Consider the following 23,814-nt stretch of genomic DNA (forward strand, 5'->3'; position numbering starts at 1 on the left):
GCTCTGCCGCAAAGATCTCTTGACAATCGAATACCAAACAGATTAAACGGTTAACCTACAACAATCGGAGAGGTCTTTCGTGAAGTGCCTTGTTTTCTTTGCCCTGACGGTAGTCCTGTTCTGTCCCATCTCCTCTGCGACCACAACGGTCGACCTGGACGGTGCCGGGTGGGTCTTTCGCACCACGCTGGAAGAACAGTGGAAGCCAGTCTCCGTGCCGCACAGCTGGCTGATGGACCCGGAGCATGAGAAGTATATCGGCCATGGCATATACCAGCGCACCTTTGAGATGCAATCCCTGCCCGCCGGCAAGATTGCCCGGCTGCACTTTGACGCGGTCTACGATATCGCACAGGTCTGGGTCAATGGGAAGCTTGCCGGTACACACGATGGCGGATATAACGCTTTCGAACTGGACATTACCCACCTGTTGCGCACCGGAACCAATTCCATCGTGGTGGACGTCGATAACACGCCTACCTTCACTTCGATTCCTGCCCTGGCAACTGGCCATCCCTCGACGGAAAAGTATGCGGAAGGTGTAGGCAAGGCAACCATCGTTGGCTGGCTGCCGTATGGCGGCATTGTGAGGCCGGTTCATATTATCATTGGCGATCCCGTCTACTTCCGCAGCGTTAAGGTAGATGCGGAGCCTGATCTGAAGACCGGGGTGGCATCCATCACCGTGCGCGCCACCCTGCATAATGCGTCAGATCGTGCAGTTGCGGCTGCCATTCGTGGAGACGTTGCAGGCCTGAAGACGGCATTTCGCGCAATCCGGGTGCCTGAAAAAAGCGATCTCAGTGTGACATGGAAAGGGACGTTGAAAGACGCTCACTTGTGGAGTGTTCGCGACCCCTTCCTGTACGACGCACACCTGCAAGTGGCGGACGATACCTTCAGTTCTCACATCGGTGTTCGCAAAATTCAGGTCCGTGGGACGCGTCTTCTACTGAATGGAAGAGAGGTGCATCTGAGCGGCGCCAACCGCGTTTCAGAAGACATGAAAGATGGCCTTTGCGAGTCCGACGCGATCATCGAACGGGACATGAGCGACATGCTTGCGGACAACATGCGGATGATGCGCATCGCTCATTACCCGCAGGCGCAGGCCGTCCTTGATTTCGCAGACCGTCACGGAATGCTGCTCATTCCTGAAGCAGGAAACTGGAACTTCAGCGCATGGCAAATGGCTGACACCGGTATCCGCGCCCTCTGGAAAATGCAGATGCAGGAGATGATGGAGCAGGACTGGAACCATCCATCCGTGATTGCCTGGAGCGTAGGCAACGAGTACGAGTCCTACACACAGCAGGGCCGCGACTGGACGCGCGACATGCGGGCTTTCACGCTTGGTTTGGACCCAACGCGTCTCATCACCTTCGCCTCCCGCTATATCTCCGATGCAGCCGTCAAGACAGGCGCGGACGAAGCAAGCCAATACTGCGACTTCGTTTCCATCAATGTCTACGGCGATTACGCACGTCGCTTTGACCGTGCACACGAACTGTTTCCGGACAAGCCAATTTTTGTCACCGAATTCGGCAAAATGGGCGAAACTGCCCTGCACGATCCGCAGCGCATTGCAAACATTACCGAAGCAATGATTGCATTGAAGCAAAGGCCTTACATGATCGGTGCATCGTTATGGACATGGAACGACTATCGCTCGTTCATTCGCGGAACACCGGCCGATGGCATTCGCCGCTGGGGTGTGGTCAACACTGAACGAGAGCGCCGCGATAGCTGGAAGGTCGTTCAGAAACTGTTTGAGACCGAATTACCCTAGCTTGCGTTGTCGGTAGCAAGCTCCTGCCCTGAAGAAGGCGCTTGCTGTTCACCTTGCGACTTGGACCGGAATGCAGTCCACAATAAAACAATGGCAAGCGGATGCATGATGCCCATGACAAAGAAGACCGGGCGATATCCCCATGCGTCAGGCAATAGGCAATCATTGAAGGCCGGTAATAATAGGAATCGAAGGGATCGCGGCCGCACTGTCTAGAGCATTTTTCGAATTAGTGTAGACTGAGCATGGCGAAACTCAGCGACAAGCAAAGCAATGGCGAAAGCCTACGAAGATGATCTGCGACGTAAGTTCCTAGCAGCCTATGATGATGGGAATGGGACGCTGGAGGAATTGGCAGAGCTATTTGGAGTAAGTGTAGGTTGGGCGAAGAAGGTTTCCAGCCAGCGGAAGCATAGTGGTCAAGCCGAGCGAGTTGTTCATCGTCCCGGGAGAAAACCACACGTCGGAGCCAAAGAGCAAAAGCAGGTAATAGCGTGGGTGGAAGCGGAGCCGGATTTAACGTTGGCTGAAGTGCAAGCAAAGTTGCACAATGAAGCAAGCGTGGAACTGAGCTTGGGGCGGATTTGGTTTCTACTTCGGAAACTGGGTTTACGGCTGAAAAAAAGTCGCTCTATGCCAGTGAACGCGATACCGAAGCGAACCGCCAGCGACGCCAAGAATTTGTCGCCAAGATCCAGGCGACAAGTCCGGAACGGCTGATCTTCCTTGACGAGAGTGGTGTGACAACTTCGATGACGAGGCGTTATGCCCGTTGCCTCGGAGGCACTCGTATACACGAATCTACTCCTGGAGGACAATGGAAAATCATGACCATCCTGGGAGCAATGAGTTTTCGTGGCATGGTAGCAACGATGACCATCGAAGCCGCTACCGATGCGGAGATATTCCTAGCCTATGTCGAACACATACTCTGTCCGGCACTGACAGCTGGCGATGTGGTGGTAATGGACAACTTGAGTTCCCATAAGGTCAACGGCGTACGGAGGCTGATCGAGGCCGCTGGAGCAGAATTGCTATACCTGCCGCCTTACTCGCCCGATCTGAATCCGATCGAAAAGGCTTGGGCTAAGCTCAAACAACTGCTTCGGGCTGCCAAAGCTAGAACCAGAGAATCCCTTGAGCAAGCTATAGCCGACGCTCTCAAGCTTATTTCCCCTGATAATGCTCAGGCTTGGTTCCGTCTCTGTATAAATGGTCTACACTAATTCGAAAAATGCTCTAGTTTGTGCGCATATGTTCCTGGTTGCGATCCCATTAACACATCTAGCCCGACTTCCGCTATTCACGGGGCAAAAAGCTGTAACTGATTGATTTTGCTAGAGGGGTATAGCGTAGGTCTTCACCACAACGGTGAAAAAATCAGGCGCGTTGCAACAGATCATCCACGGTGATTTTCGGCTTTGGTTGTGCGGGCAATTCGAGCTTCAGGCGTTGTAACAGAAGCTGGTGATCCTTCTCCGGCTCTGTATAGCGTGACAGGATCACCTGGCGCCCATCGGTGGTTGGCAAGTGAACGTCGATCATCTGGATCGAAGCCATTTTCTCGATCACTGACCGCGGCGTAAGTCCTGGAGCTAAGGCCTTGGTATATTGCTTCAGCGTCACCTGTAGGCAGTAGGCGATGAAAGCGATAAAGATGTGCGCTTCGATCCGATGCTCAAGCTGGTGATAAATAGGACGAACCGATAAGTCGTTTTTCAGCTCTTTAAAGGCCTGTTCCACTTCGACCAGCTGCAGATAGAACAGCCATAGTTTTTCCGGATCATCGTGCGTCAGGTTGGAGCGTAGTAGATAGCTTCCTTCCCGCCGTCTTGCTGCGCGCAGTTTTTGCCGGTTGATCGTGAAGGTAAATGTTTTTGCCGTAATCCGCTGACCTGCCGTCGGCACCTTGATGTCAAGGATCGAGTAGGCATTGCCGGCCGCATGCTGAGCCGCTCCCAGCTTCATCAAAAGCTTGGTCCTTGTTAGCCGCTTCTGATTGCGAATATCTTGCAGACGCTTTAGCAGCTGTTTAAGACGTCTGCGCCGCATTGCACTCCCTTTCTCTCGTCTGCTGTTACTGCGAGCCAGCACATAAACCTCGCCACCGCGTTCCACCAGTTTTACCTGAACATGCTCTCGTACCTGACTCCAGGGCTTAGCCAGAAAAGACTGTTCCAGTTGTGTGAGCCGTCCACGCGGGGCGCCAACAAGATAATGCACCGGCGTTTCAGCCGTTCGCATTTCAGTCAGTACTTCTTCAGTCGGCACGCCACGATCCATCACCCAGGTACGCCGGGCCTTGCCGTACTGCCTTTCGATCTTGCCCAGGAAATCCTTCAGGGTTGTCTTGTCCGAGGTGTTGCCAGCCAACACCTCGTAGGCCAGCGGCAAGCCATCTGGAGTAACAACCAAGGCAATGACAACCTGAACGCAATCGGACCGCTTATCCGGGCTATAGCCGAACTTCCTCTTTCCTTCCGACGGCGGATCGATCTCGAAATAGGTGCTGGTCAGGTCGTAAAGTAATACGTCAAACTTAGCCTGAAACAGGTCTTTCCATCGCTGCTGCAAATACGTGAACAGCTCCTGCTTATACTGCAGAATCTTGTCTAAACACCGATACAGCGTATCGTCTTGTGCCAGCCTGGCATCGGAGCCAAGAAGATCCCCCATCGCACTGCCGTCATACCACTGCCGATGCAGACGCCATTCACTGCCCGGATCAATCAACTGATAGCTGACCAGTGTCTTCAGCACATGCACCCAGTTAGTCCCTTTCCTGGATGGATCCAGAAGCCTGTCCCAAAATTCATCCAGACGCAATTGCTCCCACAAATAACAGGCCAGCCAACATGCACCCCATTGTCGCGGCCGGCAAAGCCGCATTTCACTTATCCGGATTCTGATCACATCGCAGTCAAGCATCGGCGCTTGACGATATTCCGGAAACAGCGCCACCTGCTTGGTTGTTTGATCATCTTCATCGAAAACTTCGATCGCCTTACTCCAAGCTGCTTGCTGGCTGTCGTTGATTTCCCCCAAATACAGGACATGACGTTGTACGGTTCGATTGCCTGCCACACGCCGGTTTTCTACTACGCTCCAATAGCGATGTTCCTTGCCATCCTTCTTCCTCGTAGTCGAGCGCAAGAACATGCCGCGATTGTCCATCCAACCGCTCCTCCACGCAAGATACTTGGTCTTCACCGCAAGCACTTTCGCTCTGTTTTACCCTCCTGATTTCAATCAAATCAGAAAGTTATGACTCTCAGAAACTCGATTTTTCTTGAATTTCACCGCGAATAGCGGAAGTCGGGCTAGCCGATTTAACTGTTTCTCCAACGAAAATCGGAGTAGGGGAATCGTAGAACGAGCCTGCAAGAGTAATGCCTCGGCTTGAGCAGTCTCACGTTTTGTCGCAGCACCTGCAGCCACTCGGTTTTGTACGAGGTGCAACAAGCGTTCATCCGTTTCGATCTGATTCTTCGCAATCGCAAGTCTCGCCTGGTATCCGCGAACCTGGAGACAGGCATCTACGGCACCCGCCGCCACAATCATGGGCCTGCCAACTCGCTCTGCTTCGGCTGCTTGCACCTCGTAACGCATTGCAGCAGCGCCGTGTCCTAGCCCTCCAGCAAGGTCGATCTCCCAGCTGGCCAGTCGGCCCTATCGTGTACTCATGTATGTTGCGTCTGTAGGTCGGAACCGTACTAGCAATCGTGCCCAAGTTCCCTTGGAGGCTCTGGTGCTCCGCAGTCGCCGATCCGTCGAACTCTCCCGCCGGATATAGCTTGGCACCTGCCCCCGCAGCTGCTGCGCGAGCCTGATCTACACGCGCAATCGTAGCGGCCAGATCTAAATTTTGCTCTAGAGCCCACCGAACAATCGTTACCAATGTCGGATCGTTGAAGCCTGTCCACCACTGGTCGAGAGGTGGAGCCGCCGTCGCGTCGTTTGTCGAAACCGGGACCCGATTGTGGAGTGGAGCCAAGGCCGATGTCGGGGTTCTATATTTCGGGCCAACTGTGCAGCCTTCGAAGAATAGGCCTAGCAAGAGACTGCTCATGGCCACCTTAGTGACGAAGTTAAAGTCGCGATTCATGCGTTCCTCCTGCCAAGCTTGCGGACCATCGTGTAGAAGGCTGGCGTAAACAACAAACCAAACACTATTACCCCCAGCATGCCGAAAAACACCGTGGTACCTAACGACTGGCGCATTTCCGAACCGGCACCGGATGCTATGGCCAGTGGAAACACACCACTACGGACTCAAACGCACGGCCTATTGCACAGCCAGCTACCGCTGGTAAGGAGATTAGCGATGAAGACTCTTTCTGCCCGAGTGGTGCGGCGTTGGTATCGCATTCACAAATGGTCCAGCCTGGTATGCACGGCCTTTCTGCTGATGGCCTGCATCACTGGCTTGCCACTCATTTTTCACGACGAACTGGATCAAATGTTCCATCAAGAAGTTCGGCCGACGGAAGTTCCGGCGGGGACACCTCTTGCCAATCTGGATGCGATGGTGAAGCAAGCCAAAGTGCGGCTGCCAAATCTGCAACCCTATTCGCTGTTCCTCGATGACGACGAGCCGCGTGTGGTCGTCATCATGACACCGACGCCGAAGCCCGAAAAGTTTGAGCAGGTCAGTTTCGATGCCCATACGGGCAAGCTTTTGGAAGCGGCGCCAATCCGCAAAGATCTGCTTTCCTGGCTGTTGACGTTACACCGGGCGCTCTTCCTGGATCTTCCCGGAGAATTGTTGATGGGCGTGATGGCACTCCTGCTCATCGTCTCTCTGGTAAGTGGCGTGCTGGTCTACGGTCCATTCATGCGGCGGCTTTCCTTTGGTACGGTACGCACGCAGCCCACGCGTCTGCGATGGTTCGATCTCCATAACTTGCTCGGTATCGTCACTATCTGCTGGGCTCTCGTGATCGGTGCAACCGGCGTAATGAATGCCTTGTCGACACCGCTGTTCGGCCTGTGGCAGATGCGAACACTGCCTCCCATTCTGAAGCCATTTCACGGCAGACCCCTTCCACAACAACTAACATCCGTTGACGATGCCGTTGCGCGCACAGCTGCATTGCTGCCCGGAATGCGTGTGACTTCTGTTCTATTTCCGAATGGCATTGTTGCCAGTCCGCGTCACTTCGTCGTGTGGACGCAAGGCAACAGTCCTTTAACCTCTCGACTACTCACACCTATGCTGATTGACGCTGAAACGGGTCTGCCGACTATCGTCGGCGGACTGCCCTGGTATCTGCGCGTGCTCGAGCTATCGCGGCCACTCCATTTCGGAGACTACGGTGGACTGCCGCTGAAAATCCTTTGGGCATTGTTCGACGCCGTGCTGATCGTCGTTCTCGGCAGCGGCGTCTACCTTTGGCTATCGCGCAGAAAAACACCTGTTGAAGGCAGTTTGGATCAGCTGGTGCTTGCGGAACAACCCTGGGTTCCAACTACAGGAGCAGGTCCGATGAAAGAAAACCTCCCGTTTCGCCGAGTCTACGGGATACCCATCTTGCTTGCGGTGGTCACGCTATCCGGGTTGCTCTCCGCGCTCGTCGGCGACGGTCTCTGGGATGAGGTGTCGTGGGGCATCCTTGCGCTGCCATTGCTGATATTCATGTGGTATTTCTTTCTTCGTCAGCCTTCGTCTTTCGCGACAAACCGGCGCCGCTGACTCCGTAAAGATGAGTGCGGTCATCTCCAAGCTTCTCAGAAGCGAGTGGCCGCAAGTATCACTGGTTAGGTCGGGCAAAGTCGCACCGGGCCTTGAAGTGTCTCCGTTGATCTGTACCGAGTTCTTCAACGACTCCCTCGGGGTGAGGTTGATTCAGCTCTTCAGCAAATTTTCAGCAAAACCGTTTTGCGCAAAGTCAAGTTGCTGATACTGGAGACGATAGCAAACTTACGTAGAATCTGCGAAATTCTGGTAAGCTTGTATTGATTTCACCGAAAGGAAGGAACTATGAAGACATTCGATATCCATGGCACTCCACAGACGCCGATAGTGTTCCTTCCCGCCGTCTCGCTTAACTAATTTCCTTTCAGTTTGATCTGAAGGTCTTCAGTACAGCCTGAGGAGGCGTTCGGCTTCTTTCAACTTCAATCTGATCAATCTGCGGATGTTGTGTCCGCTGATCTTTACTTCTTCTGCGAGTTTTTATGAGCGAGAGTTTGAATAAGAATGTTATTCGTGAAGTGTTGGTCTTTCTTTTTCGCCATTGGTGTCGCGAGAAATGGCTGGTAATGAGGGTGGCCCTATGCATGATAGCGGCTACGCTCGCTGATCTACTAATGCCTGTATATGCAGGCAGACTTGTAGATGCCGTGGCAACACAATCCGCGGTGCGCTTGCCGGCGTTACAAGGTGCTGTGCGTGCAATTGTCATGATGTTGTTGTTAGGCATTGCCTTAACAGCGCTGAGATATTTGGCACTAAACCATATCATCCGGCTGACGTTGCGATTGATGTCTCGTTTTGCTACCGATGCCTTCTGGCGGGTGCAACGGTTCTCCAGTAACTGGCATGCGAACAATTTCGCGGGTGCGATTGTGCGACGGATTACACGGGGCATGTGGGCCGTGGATACGCTGGATGACATTTTGTTGCTGGAGATGTTACCGGCACTGCTTGTTCTGGTAGGTTCGTCGGTGCTGCTGGGGCTGCATTGGCCGAGTATGGGCGTAGTGGTGGCTGTTGGAGCAGTAGTTTATATCCTAGTTTCAAGTTATCTGTCGTTGTATTACGTGGCTCCGGCTGCGCGGCTATCAAATGCGCAGGATACTCGAATCGGAGCGTTCATGGCGGATGCAATTACCTGCAATACGGTAGTTAAGTCCTTCGGCGCTGAAAAACGCGAAGATTATCGACTAACGAAAGTGTTAGCGAAATGGCATAAACGAACATCGCGAACCTGGATTCGTGCGACCCTCAATGGAAGTCTGCAGATGTTTCTACTGCAATGTTTGCGGACCCTAGTATTGGCCTATGCAATGTGGATGTGGTGGAAGGGCCGGGTCACGGCAGGTGATATGGCGTTTGTATTGACAAGCTACTTTATTGTGCATGGGTATTTGCGCGATATCGGTCAGCATGTGCGTAATTTGCAGCGGTCCGCGAATGAGATGGAAGAGATGGTGCATTTCTACTCTCAGCCGCTGGGAGTTGTAGATCGTGAAGATGCGCGGCCGATTCGAGTCAGAGAGGGCGAAATCGTCTACGACCAGGTAACTTTCCGTTACGGCGGCCAGGTTGAACCTCTTTTCTCGAATTTTTCGTTACGAATTCGAGCGGGGGAGCGAGTTGGACTGGTGGGGCATTCCGGTTCAGGCAAAACCACATTTGTGAAGCTACTACACCGGCTACACGATTTGAACGCTGGGAAAATCTTTATCGATGGTCAGGATGCTGCATCTGTGACACAAGACTCGCTGCGTGCGCAGCTGGCTTTGGTATCGCAAGAACCAATCTTGTTTCATCGAAGCTTGGCGGAGAACATTGCATATGGGAGGCCCGATGCAACGATGGAGGAGATCGAGCAAGCTGCCCGGCTGGCAAATGCTCACGATTTCATCATGTACCAACCAAAGGGGTACCACACGATGGTGGGTGAGCGCGGTGTAAAACTCTCTGGCGGCGAACGGCAGCGTGTAGCGTTAGCGCGGGCCTTTTTGGCAAACGCTCCGGTGTTGGTGCTCGATGAGGCAACTTCGAGTCTGGATTCTGAGTCCGAGGCGCTGATTCAGGAAGCTATGGAGCGGCTCATGGTGGGTCGGACGTCGATCATCATTGCACATCGGCTATCCACGGTGCGAATGTTGGACCGCATTCTTGTTTTCGAACATGGAAGAGTGATCGAGGAAGGAACGCACGACGAACTGGTGCAACGTGAAGATGGTATGTACAAGCGCTTATTCGAACGGCAGGCCCTGGGACTCCTTGTAAATAAAGATGAGGCTGATCTAGATAGTGAGGCAGATTTATCGGATGACGCCGTAGCCTGTTGATGGCTGCAAAGATACAAATCAGTTGAGTAGCCTTGGACGGATTCCTCCGATTTCTATTTCTTTCTGGCCTTGGAATATAAAGAATTTCCAGGGCCTGGCTTTGTCTGAGCCGAAAAGATAAGGGCAAAGAGATTCCACGTGATTTATTCAATGCACGACACTACTGCTTGTGCTCGGCAACGTAACAAGCAACTCTGGTGCAAAGTGCGCTATCCCCTTTTCATATGCCCAAGAAAGTCCGGCATTTTTGTATCGGCTTTGTCCATCATAGTCACCTATGCGGGAAATACTCTAAAAGCCGTTTTACTGTTTCGCTCCAAATGCATTACACATCGACAGCGCCAGTAAGGGGTATGCTGTGCCGCTATAAGTGATGAATTGCCATCCATCGCGATTCAGTGACCGGGTCCACCATCGGCCTGAGGCCCGTTGATTGGCCAGCAGCCACGTAACACCTCTTTGGATTTGGGGATTGTTTGCCGGAACACCAGCTTTTCTCAATGCAATAATTGCCAGTCCCGTCATGTGCCCGTCGCTGGGTGGATCACGAAACTCCGGTTCCTCTCGCAGTTTCTGTGCGCGGTTACCTTTTCCCCACTCCTCCGGTTGAGCAAATGTTCGAATCGACCAACCCCCGTCGGGTCGCTGGTGACTCAAGATCATAGTGGTGAGTTCGTGCATCCTCTTTTCCTTCAGCAGCCCTGGATACTCCGCAGCTGTCCATAGCAGGTCGGTACGGTCGTAATCTCCTTGCACCTTATGTTCCGCCCGCAAAAATTCTTCCAGGCGCCTGATGCGTGTTTCGTTTGATGTTCCTCGTTGTTGCGCCAACCAGCCCGGGGCGTTGGCAACGGCGCGAGCCGCTACTGTTGCCAGTTGAAATGTATTCGACTCAAGCGGTGGGTTATTATCGTCATCAATGTACCAGTCGCCAGTTTCTCGTTGTAGCTTGAACATCAGCTGCAGCGCATTTACAGTTTCGGGAGAGAGAGAATGTGTTACATTCGCATCCCAAACCGCTAGCCCTGCAGCGATATATACCACCTGTGTCGGTTCAGGACGCCACTGCGGATCATCCGGGTCGGCAGTCATTTGCTCGTGCAGCGCTGTAACGAAGTAATCACGTAACTCCTTCTGTGGAATTCCGAATTGCGTGCTCAGCATCGGACGCACGACCATGTAAGAGCCATTCGTATGGCATGCGACGCAGTGCCGTTCGGCTGTCCAGGCAACAGCTCCCTGCTCAAGATAGGTAAGGGCAAGTTTAGGCGAGAAGGGAATCACCGGTTCATCGGCAGAGGGCCTGTAGTATGTTGTATTTCCGTAGTGATACTGGTACAGAAACGGTACTGGCCAAGCTTTTTCCTTTTCTATTCGTGACAGATAGACACGAGAAACATGTTTCTCGTAGCTCCAGGTTCCATGGATCGCGTCACCTTTGGCCGAGACAGTGCCTTCAAATGCCCCTTTCCCTGCGTTCGCGGCAAAATGTAAATGGGCCCCTTCGTTTGTGAACGAGTTGATTTGGACCTCATCAGGGAAAAATTCGATATAGAAAGCCTTCGGTTGCCAGGTGCCTTTGCCGGTTTCTGTCATTTGCAGTACTGCCCGATGACGTTCGGCACCAATCTGGATTGATCCTTGCCAGGTAATGGTGGAGTTCTGAGCGGGAAGAGCCTGTGCAAGCAGAGCCTGGAATAGACAGAGAGCGGTCAATATGCGACTCAAAGGGGACCTCCTCGTGACCGGCACACCTATGCTACTTCAGCATCGCAAAAGTTGACAACAAACGTTTGTCTAGTATGAAGGAAAGTTTCGACGAGACGGCGGACGAAGATACCAAGAGGCGGCAGTTATGCCAAGCATCGCTGTGAGATAAGCAATGGCTCCGATATCGATTAGCCCTGCCGCCAGGTGCGATGCGATCGCGCCGGTGAAATTGAAGACTACTCCTGCATAAGTCCATTCCTTTAACCGAGGAAATCGCGGGACGGCTAATGCAATGGCGCCAAACAGCTTCCATGTTCCCAGGATGGCGAGGAAATAGACCGGATACCCGAGTTGAGCGACTACGCTTCGCACCTGGTGTACCCGGAAGACATCCCATATGCCTCCCAAGATCAGTTCAAACTCAAGCAATGCAGTGGCAGCCCAGTAGGCTCGGTTCTGCTTCGAGAACTTCAACAAAAAGGTTATCGACAGGATATATATCGCACTCGGGACAGAACTGTACATCGCTCTTCAGAACACCTTAGGCTCGCAATCTATTCCGGAGCAACAAAAGCCTGGAACGCTCCAGACTGAAGCAGGGATGTGTTAATTGGCTGGTAATGACGCTTTTACCAATAAGGCAGAGGTCGTTCACGTTTTCCTATTTTGCAGGTATGCAGGAGATCCGTAATGCGTCCCTATTACTTTGTTTTGTGTTTACTACTGTTTCCGTCTCTATTGCATGGTGATGCCAGCCGCTCGGATTGGATCGGAAACTACTCGATGAATCACGATGGACATGCCGGAATACTACGTATTTTCCCCGCACAATGTAGCACTATGCCGTGTCCAGGACTGGGATTGCTATACATCGATGCTCATGGAGCAAGCTATTCCGGGACAGTGAGCGCTCTTGATGAGAATGGTCAACATCTGGCATTCACAATCAGATTTGCCGACATGGCACAGCGATTCGATCTCTATATCTTCAGTTTCGACAAGGCAAAACTTGCTGGAACAACTATATGGGGAGGACGAGCCTTTGGAGTGATGGCTCTAAAGATCAATAGTCAGCCCTCAGGCATGCCCGCGACAGAACACGTGAAGGTTGCAACCCCTCTGGTTTCTGGATCTTCTGGTTCCTCGGGTGGAACACCCGCTGGAGTTTCTTCGCGTGGGATGACGCCAGAGGGCTTAATTGAGGTGCGTTATCCAGACGGAACTGTGCGAACCAAGAGAATTGGAGCCTGCGGAGAAAATATACGTTTTCCTGATGGACGGGTGATACCTGCACAGTGCACACGCATGAGCGTCAATCCTGTGTTTCCACCGGATCCTCCGACTGGGAGTTCAGCTGCACGGTGGTTGAGTGATCAGGATCAGGCTTTGTTGATCATTCTCCAGGGGCTATTAGGAGGAGCAAATAGTGCAAATTTCCAAAACTATGTAAAGAATTATGAAAATCCTCCTAATCCTGTGATTTACCAGCGCGTAAGTTTTCGGACAAAGGCGATTACTGAATTCGTATCGGTTCCCAAATAAATGGGGTGCGCAATGCAGAAGACGGCAAAGCTTGTCTGCATATTACTCTTGACGATTTCCTCTGCTCATTCGAAATACCTTCTGGCCGACTCAATCCAGCAGGAGGGAAATCAAAATACAACCCACGGTTGCCAAGGGAAGAGAAGCGTTCTGCCTGACGGGACTGTCGAGATCCGGAATGCAGATTGCTCGATAACCCGGATTTCGAAGGACGATTTGTTGCAAACGTCGGATAATCAAGCCTCTACTCAAACGACTCGGCAGCCACAATCGCCTAATGTCACACATCTGCGAGAGATGAAGCCACAAGCTCCCCTTGCTGGCGAGGATGACCCTACGATGCGTGCCAAGTACCTGAAAGCGATGGATGGATATTTTGACTATTATACTGCCGGTTATGCGCATCGGCAGCGAGTGTTCGAATGGCAGTTAATATCCTCGAAAATTATCTTTTTCCTTGTAGCCCTACTCGTTATTTCCGGAGTGTACTTTGCAGCCGTTCAATTCCATGTAGGGATACGCAGACGAGGCACAGAATTGGCACACGTCCCCAGTATCCCTGGTACCACTCAGCAGGAAACAGCTGTAGCAGCGAGTGATGGTCTTGCAGTCACGACATTTTCTGCCTCATCGAAAGGAATTGAGATTAGTTCTCCTATCCTGGGAGTAATCATTCTCGTGATTTCCTTGGCATTTTTCTACCTATATCTTGTTTATATCTACCCTATTACTGAGCTCTTTTGATTCCTTAGTCGGCAGAGGCTTAACACTTTTCGTCGGCAAATTGAAATTCCGGTTCATTCAGGAGTCTTTGGAATTCGTCTACGAACTGTGCAACATGTAATCCATCCGCCAATGCGTGGTGAACATGTATTGACACCGGCAGGGTGCAGCGACCATCCAGTTCGGTGATTTTGCCAAAGGTTATTCGCGGTGCGGAGTCCTCGCGAGAGAGGTCTCGGGCGTGGGAGATGGAGGTAAAGTCGAACCAGGGAAGCACAGAATAACGAATCAGGTTGGCCTCCGGGTAGCGCTCCACATCATCCCTCTGCTTTACTCGCTCCACTTCGAGGGATGCTTCGTTTACAAATTCGTTGATTCCTTTCCGGAAACGGTAGTGTCCGAATCCAATGGTCCCGTTCGGGCGCCCCACGGCACTACCTCCATCGATTTGCTCATAACTCCAGACTTCTCCATTAACAATCCGGGTTTTGAAGTTCTCAACCTGATGGGCCGCAACCAGTGAACGATGCAAGAGTGATAGAAAAATTGAGAGGCGATGTTCCTTTGCATAGCGGAAGGTTCCGGTGCAATCCACGCGCAGGCATACCCCGTGATATGGTTCCGTGAAATTTTTGAAGAAGTTGAAGAGCGCGCGACGCTCCCACGTCTCCAGATTGACTTTCTTTTTCCCTAGAGCGAGTTCTTCCTGCATATTCCTATGCTAAGCGCAAACGAGGTGTGGGGGTGGTCATCCTTCATTCCTCAATCGGGAAGTCAATTCAAAGGCAGAGTTGTGCCTAAAGGCAGCGTCTTGTGTGCGCGTTGCCTTTTCTGCGTGGCACTTCAATACTCCATGTTGCTCTCAATGTGTGTATCAGCTGGCGAGTATTGGGTAGTCGGTATATCCGCGAGTGCCACCTCCATAAAATGTATCTACATCCCAGACGTTTAAAGGAGCATCTTTTTGCAGCCTTTCAACCAGGTCTGGATTTGAGATAAAGAGTCTGCCGAACACCACACCGTCTGCACGTTTGCGGGCGATGATCTCATTCCCTGTCTCTTTAGAAAAACCGCCAGCAGCCAGCAGTGTACCGGCGTAATTCCTGCGCAATAGATCGATGGGATTAAACGATGGCGCGGTGCCGCGAGCATATCCGCTTTCATAGCCCACATGCAGATAGGCCAGACCTTTTGGATTTAGTTGCTTTGCCAGATAAGTATAGGTGGAGGCCGGGTCTTCCTCGAACATGTCATTTACCGTATAGCCCGGTGCAATTTTGATCCCGACTCGATGGGCTCCCCATACTTGGCCGAGGGCATCAATTACTTCCAAGGTGAATCGGGCACGATTTTCGATTGAGCCTCCGTAAGCATCTGTCCGACGGTTCGAGTTGGACGACTGGAACTGATGCGGCAAATAGCCGGTAGCAGCGTGGAGTTCGACGCCATCGAAGCCGGCCATCACCGCTAGCTCTGCAGCGTGCCGATACTCGGCGATGATGCCTGGGATCTCCTCTGTATTAAGTGAGCGGGGCACCTCAAACGGTACCTTGCCGTCAAAGGTGTGAATTGTCCCTGAGACAGCGATCGCAGAAGGGGCCACCGGTAGTGCATGATTGGGTAGTAAAGAAGAGTGTGTTACTCGGCCTGCATGCATGAGTTGTACAAAGATATGTCCGCCTTCGTCATGTACTGCATCGGTGATTTTGCGCCAGGCCGTCGCCTGTTCTTGAGTGTGAAGACCCGGAGGATAGGTGTATCCACGACCCATTGCGCTCGGATGAGCTCCCTCCGTGATGATGAGTCCTGCCGAGGCGCGTTGGCGGTAGTAATCCGCCATTTCAGACGTGGGCATGCAGCCGTCTCCAGCACGGAGACGAGTCATCGGCGACATGATGATTCTGTTCGGGATTTCAATTGCGCCTAGTTTCAGCGGAGTAAATAGTAGGTCTTGCATCTAGAGCTCCTTTATTGAGCAATGCTCGACGACAACGCAATCGAGCGGATTCTTTGAGGTGCGGCTACTTCAGTAGAGATTGAGAGATTCAGAGGCTGCCTGAATATTCCATCTGTGTATAGAAGGCATGCTCTGAATTCCTTTCAAATCGATTATTTCTCCGGTGAGCGGCAATTGGTAGTCCCTTGGAGTAAAGAACTGTTATACGTTTGGTGTATGACCGAGGCACAGGGAACAGATCGTATCGAACTGGTGGCGACGTTTGTACGGATTGTTGAGGCTGGGAGCCTGTCTGCGGCTGCTGCTCAATTGGGAACAACGCAACCAACAGTAAGCCGCCGGCTGCAAAGCCTGGAGAGCTACCTGGGGGTTAAACTGCTACAACGCTCTACCCATGGAATGAAGCTAACCGAAGATGGAGATCGCTTTTTCACCAGAGCAAAGGAATTATTGACGGCTTGGCGAACGATGGAGGAGGAGCTACGTGGAGTAAAGGAAGCGCCCTTTGGTCTGCTTCGTGTAGTTGTTCCTCATGCGTTTGGGCAGGGACCGCTGGTGGAGCCGTTACTTGATTACCTTGAAAACTACCCTCAGGTCTCGATTGAGTGGATTTTGCATGATCTAAATCCGAACTTCATAGCGGACGGAATTGATTGTGCGATTCATCTTGGTGCTGTGGACGATCCATCGCTCGTTGCCGTTCACTTGGCCGAAGTGCCCAGAATCGCGGTTGCCTCACCCTCCCTGTGTAAAGGCGACACAGCTTCCTCTATAAAGAGACTTCCTTCTTTACCTTGGATTGCGCTTACCAGCTTCTATCGAGACGAGGTTGTTTTAATGCCGAAGAACGGTTCGGATAGCTTTCGTTTTGATATTCGGCCAAGATTCTGCACCGACAGTGTCTATGCGCTACGAAATGCAACACTGGCTGGTCTTGGAGCCAGCCTCATTTCTAGTTGGATCGTTGCAGATGATTTGGCAAGCGGCCGCTTGGTTCACCTTGTGCCGGATTGGCACGCGGTATCCTTGCCGGTGTATTTGACCTATCCGTATGCACGATTCTATCCAGCAAAACTGCGGCGTTTTCTGGATTTAATGCGTAAGCGGATGCCCCGGCTTGTTGGTGGTACCACACCAGAAAAGGCTCAGGTCCTTCTCCGCATGGGTAATGGAGAAAGACCTGTGACAAAGCTTTAGGATTGAGCCAAGGTTCAAATGCTGTTCGGTGGAGGCGTTTCTAGTATCCTGAGTCATTAATTCGTCGCATATATGGAGTTGCTGGATACGGAGAAATTAATCGATCCGGCTCTCGAAAATATGTGGTGAATTAACGACTCACCACACTAGTCAGGCAGCGCAATTTCCGCATTCTTCTGTGTTGATTTCACATCTTCGCCTGCACCAGGTTGTGCATCCCCATAGGCTACAGTTCCGGCACTCGGTTCAATTCCCGCGTTTTTCATGATCTCTCGAGCCTCTGCAGGCCACTTACCATCCTTAATCAGGTGGTCTTTGAGGATCAGATTGTTCTGATAATTTGTCCACATGCCACCTATCTTGGTTCCATCGTGCCAATTGTCCGTTGCCGTGTTATCGGGCGAGATGCGCAATGGATAGATCGCATGAACGGTATTGATATTCAACCACTCCCCGTATGGATCCTGGACGACATTCTTTCGAATCGTGATGTAGCGAGATCCCTCATCCAGATAAATGCCGATCAGTGAGCCGTTATCGAAGATGTAGTTTTCTGTGATCAGCGTACCTGGACTTGCCGAGAGGTTATAGATGGCGCCGCCATCATGGAATAGCTTTTTGGCTCCGTGGATGCGATTGTTAGCAACGACAGTGTCGCGGTGCGTTGTGGGAGTCTGGTAAATCAGATTCTGCTTCCATTCGTAACCACGATAACGAAGCCTGTAGTTCGGATTCCCGCCGGGATCGTGTATGCCCCACCCATAGCCAATGTCGATTGCATCATAGGGCACATCGGAAATATCGTTGTGCAAGATGATTGCCTGCTGAACATAGGTACTCAGAATCGCGCTGTTATCGAAATAATCCTTGCTAACCGAACGAATGCGGTTATTACGCAGGATGATTTGCCGATTGCATTGGCGTGGATCGGAGGGGTGATGTGCTTCTCTCTGAACTCCACCTACAAGCACAGCTCCACCGGCTAAATCAGTAAAGACATTCGCCGTCACGGTGATGTCTCCTGCGCCAAGTCCTGTGCCGGACAGTGTCGCGTTCGTATCGTTTCCAATACCTAGTGCATACTGGCCGAGGTGCGCAAAGATGTTTCCCTCGAAAGTGATCCGCTCTGATGCGCTCACCTGTACGGCGGCAGGCATTTGCTTCCATTCATTTCGAACGCTCTCGAAGGCTGGGCAGCCCTCGTGGCATTCCTTAAGTGGATCTTTCGGATATGCAACTGCCCGCCCGGCCAGATACGCTCCGCTCTGTTGACTTGCATAACCTTCCTCGCTAGAAGGTCCGAGCCATGTCGTATGGGAAAAACGAATTCCACGGAAAACTATGTCCTGGACGGGTTCGTCAAGATTGTTTCCTACTGATACCAGTACGCTCATACGTGGAAGTTCGACCACCATTTGGTTGACATCGGCTCCGGCTGGCGGGCGAAGATAAAGCTTTCCTCGCTCCGGATCGATATACCATTGTCCCGGCTCGGAAAGAAATGCTAATGAGTTGGCTAGGAAGAGATGGGCGAGCTCCGGATGATATGGGGTATTGACGGTGTCATATCCCCAGATGTTGTTATTCCATGCCGGCTGTTTCATCACCAAGGTGTGGTTGGAGATTTTTTCTACAGGTGAAATACGCTTTGTAAAAAATCCTGTCGCATTGATCTCCATCCTGTTCTGGTTGGGGAGAGTTGAGAGGGAATCGTACTTTGCATCTTTCAGCACGATTCCCTCAGCTGTGAAATCTACCGCCGATCTTGGAATCTCAATCGAAGCAACTCTAGCCAGCTTGTTATTTATCCATAGCTGGCGAGTATCTAGCCCCTTTGGTGTGTCTGCCACATAGATTTGTCGGCCCTTGTCGTATAGTTTCCATCCGGAAACAGAAATTCCCCCCGACAAGACCGGATGAGCATTCGGAGCTGCCTCCCAAACCACGCGGTGACCGTTGTGTCCGCCATCCTTGGCTGTGAATACCAGCGGGTGTGTCAAACGAAATATTCCATCTCTCAATTGAACATCTACATCGTGATCTTCATTTACGGCCCGCACTGCCTGTTGCGCACGCTCAATTGTTTGAAAGGGAGCCTGAGGTGTTCCGGCGGCGGCGTCGCTTCCGCTGGGCGATACCGCAAATATAAAGTCATACTTGATCGGTTTCGATTTGGCTAGAAGTGCAAATGGGGACAAGGCCAATATTGCAAGAGAAAAAGTAACGCGAATGCTTTTCTGCGAAATCCTCATATTCCTCAATTGGCCTCTCCTCTATGCTGCATCTGCGTGCAGGCGGTGGGAGAGGCTTCGTATGGCTCCAAAATCAGGAAAGCGGCTTTGGGCAAATTTATAGGTTAATGTTGTGAATATAGTTTACCGAAAGGAATTCCTTCCCTCCCAGGTAAGCGCTATACCCGCCTGAAATCGCTTCAGAAGGCATTTGGGTACTTGGTTGTCCCAGATCGAGGAACGTGTAACGCCAGATCTTTCGTGGTAGCGGCGATTTCGCAAACCCTGGTGTCTGATGGATAAATCTGCAAGAAGATTCTATCCACCAGCCCAGAAGGTGTAATTACAGCAACAAGAAGTTATGAGTTGCTGATCGTCTTGGTTGTGCTCTCCTTGAAGATGGTGTCATTAATGAATTGGGAGCCAAAGAGCCGGAAGTTTGAAACCTCATGTAGGTCAGCAATATTTGCTCCTCCAGAAGTACGAAGACGGAAGAGGTCAAATCGATCTACGTCATGCAGCCACAATGCTGGACGTTGATCTGGTGCTCCAGTTGTGAATTCCAGATTGCTGGCCTCTATGTTTTTGGCGTGACGTATAAACAGTCCGTAGGCAGGCTGGTCTCGGAATGCGGTCGGCTCAGTCAATTTGGGATCGACCTCTACCGGAACGCCATCAAAAAGCTCGCGACCGCCAACTTGATGACAGTAAATGTCACTCAACTTGATGTCTTCAACATAGTGCCCCGGAAAGCCCTGAATCATGCTAGCCATCGTGACTGCGCCATAACTTACGAGATTGCTGATCAGTACTCGTTTGATGGTGCCGACAGGAGTGTTCTGTGGAGCGCGCAGCCTGCCTCCAAGTCGAATGTAAAAAGGGCCACTCGATGCTTCGCGCATCGCATTATTTGTGAATGTGATGTCCTCAATCGCGGCACCGTCCATAGACTGAAGGGCAAAACCTCGGCTGCGCTCAAAGACGCAATTTGAGACCGTAATGTTCCGGAAACCGCCGACCGACTCGGTTCCGCACTTGATGCGCCCATTCCAGAAGAGCTTATGTCCGGGAGCGCTTTCTCCCGTGAGAGGCTTCCAAGAGCCGTCGATCATCGAGCCTGCTTCATATTTCCCGGTTACGAAGCAGTTGGTGATTGTGACATTTTCTGTAGGACGCGAGTATCCGAGTGCATAGGAGCTTTTCAAGCAGATGCCGTCGTCCCATGGCGAGTTCACACTGCAGTTGGATACACGAACGTTCTTACAACAGTCGATATCGACACCATCTCTATTGGTATCGATCTTCAGATTATCCAGAGTGACGTTGTCGACTCCGGTTAACAGAATTGCAAAGTGTCCTCCTTTGAGGATCGAGAAATCTTTAAGCGTAACGTTCAGGCAATTCTTGAGGGCTATGGCCTTGTTCCCTACACCTGGTTTCTCTGCTTTTGGGGTGTCTCTATAGGCTCCGCGACTGAGTCCGGTACCAGATATCAGCCCCGGTCCCCCTATGGAGATGTTTTGAAGTCCTTCTCCCCAGATGAGACTGTTATGCCAATGATTGTGGCCATAATCTTGTAACTTTGAGGTAGGAAGATCTTTTTCGGCAGGATCGTAGCCTTCGGTTGAACCTTCAGGGAAGCCATCCATCGGTGTGTTTGCCGCCACAATAACAGCACCGGCATCGAGAAACAGGGCCACATTACTTTTTAGACGGATAGAAAAGCATAGATATTTACCTGCAGGAAGATAAACGGTTCCTCCTCCATTTTTCTCTGCGGTTTCAAGCGCCTTGTTGATTGCGGATGAATCGAGGTTCTGTCCGTCACCCTTGGCACCAAGATCTCTCACATTCAGAAATCCGTTTAGGTGGGCACGCGTAGTTGAACCCTGTTCTTCCGCGATGGCATGCAAAGAATGTGGTGCTGCCAACAACGCGCCGCTGGCAAGCCCTGCACCTGCGAGTTTTAGAAAATCTCTGCGGAAGTTTTGATTATCAAGCGACATAATACTTCGTACCTTTCTTGACGAGGAATTCAGGGCTCAGCACACATTGAAGCGCTGGGGCTGCCAATGCTTATATGAATTCAAGCGCAAGGGCTGCTTGCTGTAGTGCCGAAGGCAGACCGGGAAATTGCAGAATCGGAGTAGATTGCTCTGAATGGATTTGAAATTGCTTGGTTTGAGTGGGCATCGCCGCTCTTGCAGGAAGCGGCGATGCCCAAGTGAATGTACTACGAAGAGAGGCCTCGAATCGAGACATGAAGAAACCTCACTTAGCTGTACCAGCTGGAAAAGATACGTCTAGCAGATCTTTATCGTGCCAGTTTGAAGTTGCGACTTCTGTGCCTTGAGCATCGAATTGGTGCCAAGTCCACTTATCACCAGAACCATAGGTCTTTTGCCAGATCTTGGCCCCATTTTCCTGGTAATAGATTTCGTCTCCAACCTTTTTGCCAAGGTGATAGTTAATGGTCCACTGAACTTTTCCATTGGGGTAGTAGAAGGTTTCCGGTCCATCCAACAGCATGCGGCCATCGCTTGCTCTTCCACTCGTCCACTCGGCTTTTAGTTTCTTGTTCGCATAACGTTCCTGGTGCTTCTGCTTATTGGCAATTGTCAGCTCTTCCGACTGAGCTTCTTTCTGGTCTGAAAGGATCCATGCTTCATTCAGCTCAATCTCGTAATTGGTTGTGTTCTTGGACGTGACAATATGGATAGTTCCATCAGGCCCTTGTGTTGCCGTTGTGTAGCCAACTGTAAGGATATTTTCTGGCAGTTTCTTTATTTTCCAGGTTGCACCTTCATCATCGCTTAGCGCCACATAAACGCCATCTTTGTGAACATGCTTCTGATGGTTCGGATTGTAGTCGGCGACGAAGAGGATGCGTCCGGAAGAGAGGCGGACGACGCTGGGGCGTTCACCACTGGCCAATGGATCAAATGGAGTCTTCTCTTTCTTCCAGGTCTTTCCTCCATCGGTGCTGACGGCCAGGGGCATGCGTCCTTCGATATTGGAGTTCTTGCCGCCATAGCCGAGAATAGCTCCATCTTTACGCAGCGTAATCGTGGTGTGGCGTCCTGCTGTGCGGCCTCCTGTGTCATACCAGGTTTTGCCGTTGTCATGGGATCCCCAAACCACGGAGACCGATCCATTCCCATCCGCGTCCCGTCCGGTCGAGTCCGTAGGCATCAGGATGGTTCCATCCTTTGTCCTCACTGCGCTGTTAATTGGCTGGGAAATATATCTGCCGATCGGAGCAGGGAATTGAGGCACTTCTACTGGCGCCCAGGTCACACCGTTATCGGTTGAGGTAGTGAAATAAAAGGGAGCGTTTCCGATGAGGCGGGGTGTTCCCCAGAATAGCCACAGCTTTCCGTGAGGAAGGGATGCGGCTGCGGGATCGTTCCAGATGACAGGCGCTGCCGTTGCGGCGTCGGCGAAATATGGCCAGGGTTCTGGCATATCCCACTCTTCTGTTCCAGCACGGCGACGCATGATCAGAATGGTCTGGTCCGGGTCGTCTTCCAGATTAGGAGTGTTGTAGTAAGCAGCTAGCAAATCACCATTCGGCAATACTTGAATAGCCGAGTTGTGATAGTGGATGCCCAAGCCTGTTGCCAATCCGAGCTTCCAGCCTGTTTCGGACATCGATTTATCGCCCAGATTGGGGAATAGCGCATGAACATGATAGAAGGGCTTCTTCGGATCAGGCCCTAATGTTGGCGATTCAGGGGTCTGCTTTACTGCGGTTTCAAAGAAGGGTTTTGGTACAGCGGTAAACGCCGAGGTAGGATCCGGTGCTTGAACGATACGAAATCCGATATTGCCATTGGGACTATGGAAGGTCGGTACCAGACTTGCCCGGTTTGCGCTTCTTGCAAAGTAGGATGATTCAGCGGGGTAACCTTCTCCCACACCGGATTTCGCTTTTTTCGCGTCGAGTCCACCACCGCGGATTACCTTCATGAGACCAGCTGCAGGTCCATGAGGATCCACTAAAGTTGCTTTTGTCAAAGGATAGGCAGCGTACCAATCAAGCACCCATTCCGGGCGTCCGGTACCCATATCGCGAAGTCCCCATGAATTGGCTTCATTTGCCTTGAGTGGATGGTCGCCTGGGAAGAAAGGTGTCTGTGTACCTGCACGTGTAGCGTATTCCCATTCTGCTTCGGTTGGCAGACGATAATGCTTACCTTCTTTCTTGGAAAGCCATTTGCAGAATTCCACTGCCTGATTCCAGCTGATGCCTGCAGCATATTCCGGATGAAGCGTGTTGGGTTGATACTTTGGATCGAATTGCCGGTATTGTTCTACCGTGATCTGTGTTGCAGAGATTAAAAAACCGCGCGAAATGCGAACTGTGTGTGCAGGCTGCTCATCGAAATCGCCGTGCACAGGGCGTTCCGACATAAGCGCATGTCCATCCCGAATTGCTTTGGGTAGATCATCTGCATCTGCACCCATCTTGAACGTACCCGGTTGCAGAGCCTGCAATTCAACTCCGATGGAGTTCTTTATCGGCTTTTGCGGTTGAGCCTGAACTGCCGGGATCACAAAAGTGCCTGCTGTAAAGATTGCAAGGCCAAGAAACGCAATAGGGGAATAACGTTGGCAGATCTTTGAGTGAGTCATTCAATTCA

At 51.6% G+C, this 23,814-nt stretch carries 16 protein-coding genes and 1 pseudogene; 7 read left to right on the forward strand and 10 right to left on the reverse strand.

Annotated elements, in window-relative coordinates; genetic code table 11:
* Nucleotides 1–79: 79 nt before the first annotated feature.
* Together AC6I7T_RS31780 and AC6I7T_RS31785 are read left to right on the forward strand one after the other, a co-directional pair.
* Nucleotides 80–1,789: a glycoside hydrolase family 2 protein gene (locus AC6I7T_RS31780; protein ID WP_497795505.1), complete on the forward strand. Its 1,710-nt coding sequence runs from the start codon at nt 80–82 to the stop codon at nt 1,787–1,789.
* Nucleotides 1,790–2,373: 584 nt separating this feature from the next.
* Entirely contained in the window at nt 2,374–3,015 is a 642-nt protein-coding gene (locus AC6I7T_RS31785) for an IS630 family transposase (protein ID WP_497788322.1), read from the forward strand.
* 154 nt (nt 3,016–3,169) lie between these two features.
* On the opposite strand, the gene AC6I7T_RS31790 is transcribed toward AC6I7T_RS31785, so the two are convergent.
* The 3 genes and pseudogenes from AC6I7T_RS31790 to AC6I7T_RS31800 form a co-directional block, all read right to left on the reverse strand.
* Nucleotides 3,170–4,948 (reverse strand): IS1634 family transposase, encoded by a 1,779-nt coding sequence (locus AC6I7T_RS31790; protein WP_497795552.1) that lies wholly within the window; start codon nt 4,946–4,948, stop codon nt 3,170–3,172.
* A gap of 90 nt (nt 4,949–5,038) precedes the next feature.
* Complete coding sequence (locus AC6I7T_RS31795) at nt 5,039–5,398, reverse strand: TolC family protein (protein ID WP_497795507.1); 360 nt, start codon at nt 5,396–5,398, stop codon at nt 5,039–5,041.
* A gap of 492 nt (nt 5,399–5,890) precedes the next feature.
* Nucleotides 5,891–6,052 (reverse strand): annotated as a pseudogene (locus tag AC6I7T_RS31800) (efflux RND transporter permease subunit); the annotation flags it as partial.
* Between the two features lie 61 nt (nt 6,053–6,113).
* Between AC6I7T_RS31800 and AC6I7T_RS31805 the strand changes: the two are divergent.
* Nucleotides 6,114–7,481: a PepSY-associated TM helix domain-containing protein gene (locus AC6I7T_RS31805; RefSeq protein WP_497795508.1), complete on the forward strand. Its 1,368-nt coding sequence runs from the start codon at nt 6,114–6,116 to the stop codon at nt 7,479–7,481.
* Nucleotides 7,482–7,966: 485 nt separating this feature from the next.
* The gene (locus tag AC6I7T_RS31810; RefSeq protein ID WP_497795509.1) at nt 7,967–9,811 is read left to right on the forward strand and encodes an ABC transporter ATP-binding protein; all 1,845 of its coding nucleotides are present in this window, start codon (nt 7,967–7,969) and stop codon (nt 9,809–9,811) included.
* Between the two features lie 303 nt (nt 9,812–10,114).
* Here the strand turns inward: AC6I7T_RS31810 and AC6I7T_RS31815 are convergent, their stop codons facing one another.
* Nucleotides 10,115–11,539, reverse strand: a complete 1,425-nt coding sequence (locus tag AC6I7T_RS31815; RefSeq protein ID WP_497795511.1) for a prenyltransferase/squalene oxidase repeat-containing protein — start codon at nt 11,537–11,539, stop codon at nt 10,115–10,117.
* Between the two features lie 69 nt (nt 11,540–11,608).
* Nucleotides 11,609–12,046 (reverse strand): DoxX family protein, encoded by a 438-nt coding sequence (locus AC6I7T_RS31820; RefSeq protein ID WP_497795512.1) that lies wholly within the window; start codon nt 12,044–12,046, stop codon nt 11,609–11,611.
* Between the two features lie 165 nt (nt 12,047–12,211).
* Between AC6I7T_RS31820 and AC6I7T_RS31825 the strand changes: the two genes are divergently transcribed.
* Both AC6I7T_RS31825 and AC6I7T_RS31830 read left to right on the forward strand, forming a co-directional pair.
* A complete protein-coding gene (locus AC6I7T_RS31825) occupies nt 12,212–13,063 on the forward strand; it encodes a hypothetical protein (RefSeq protein WP_497795513.1) in 852 nt (283 codons plus the stop codon).
* A gap of 12 nt (nt 13,064–13,075) precedes the next feature.
* On the forward strand, nt 13,076–13,807 hold the full coding sequence (locus AC6I7T_RS31830; protein WP_497795514.1) for a hypothetical protein: 732 nt from the start codon (nt 13,076–13,078) through the stop codon (nt 13,805–13,807).
* Between the two features lie 19 nt (nt 13,808–13,826).
* On the opposite strand, the gene AC6I7T_RS31835 is transcribed toward AC6I7T_RS31830, so the two are convergent.
* Together AC6I7T_RS31835 and AC6I7T_RS31840 are read right to left on the reverse strand one after the other, a co-directional pair.
* Nucleotides 13,827–14,498: a CatA-like O-acetyltransferase gene (locus tag AC6I7T_RS31835; protein ID WP_497795515.1), complete on the reverse strand. Its 672-nt coding sequence runs from the start codon at nt 14,496–14,498 to the stop codon at nt 13,827–13,829.
* Nucleotides 14,499–14,660: 162 nt separating this feature from the next.
* Entirely contained in the window at nt 14,661–15,743 is a 1,083-nt protein-coding gene (locus AC6I7T_RS31840; protein WP_497795516.1) for an alkene reductase, read from the reverse strand.
* Nucleotides 15,744–15,959: 216 nt separating this feature from the next.
* Between AC6I7T_RS31840 and AC6I7T_RS31845 the strand changes: the two genes are divergently transcribed.
* A complete protein-coding gene (locus AC6I7T_RS31845; RefSeq protein WP_497795518.1) occupies nt 15,960–16,940 on the forward strand; it encodes a LysR family transcriptional regulator in 981 nt (326 codons plus the stop codon).
* Nucleotides 16,941–17,086: 146 nt separating this feature from the next.
* On the opposite strand, the gene AC6I7T_RS31850 is transcribed toward AC6I7T_RS31845, so the two are convergent.
* From AC6I7T_RS31850 to AC6I7T_RS31860, 3 genes are all read right to left on the reverse strand, one after another.
* On the reverse strand, nt 17,087–19,192 hold the full coding sequence (locus AC6I7T_RS31850) for a hypothetical protein (RefSeq protein ID WP_497795519.1): 2,106 nt from the start codon (nt 19,190–19,192) through the stop codon (nt 17,087–17,089).
* Between the two features lie 338 nt (nt 19,193–19,530).
* A complete protein-coding gene (locus AC6I7T_RS31855; protein WP_497795521.1) occupies nt 19,531–21,177 on the reverse strand; it encodes a rhamnogalacturonidase in 1,647 nt (548 codons plus the stop codon).
* Nucleotides 21,178–21,442: 265 nt separating this feature from the next.
* Nucleotides 21,443–23,806, reverse strand: a complete 2,364-nt coding sequence (locus AC6I7T_RS31860; protein WP_497795522.1) for an SUMF1/EgtB/PvdO family nonheme iron enzyme — start codon at nt 23,804–23,806, stop codon at nt 21,443–21,445.
* Nucleotides 23,807–23,814: the final 8 nt, after the last annotated feature.

The sequence above is a fragment of the Humiphilus diazotrophicus genome, from assembly GCF_059726315.1.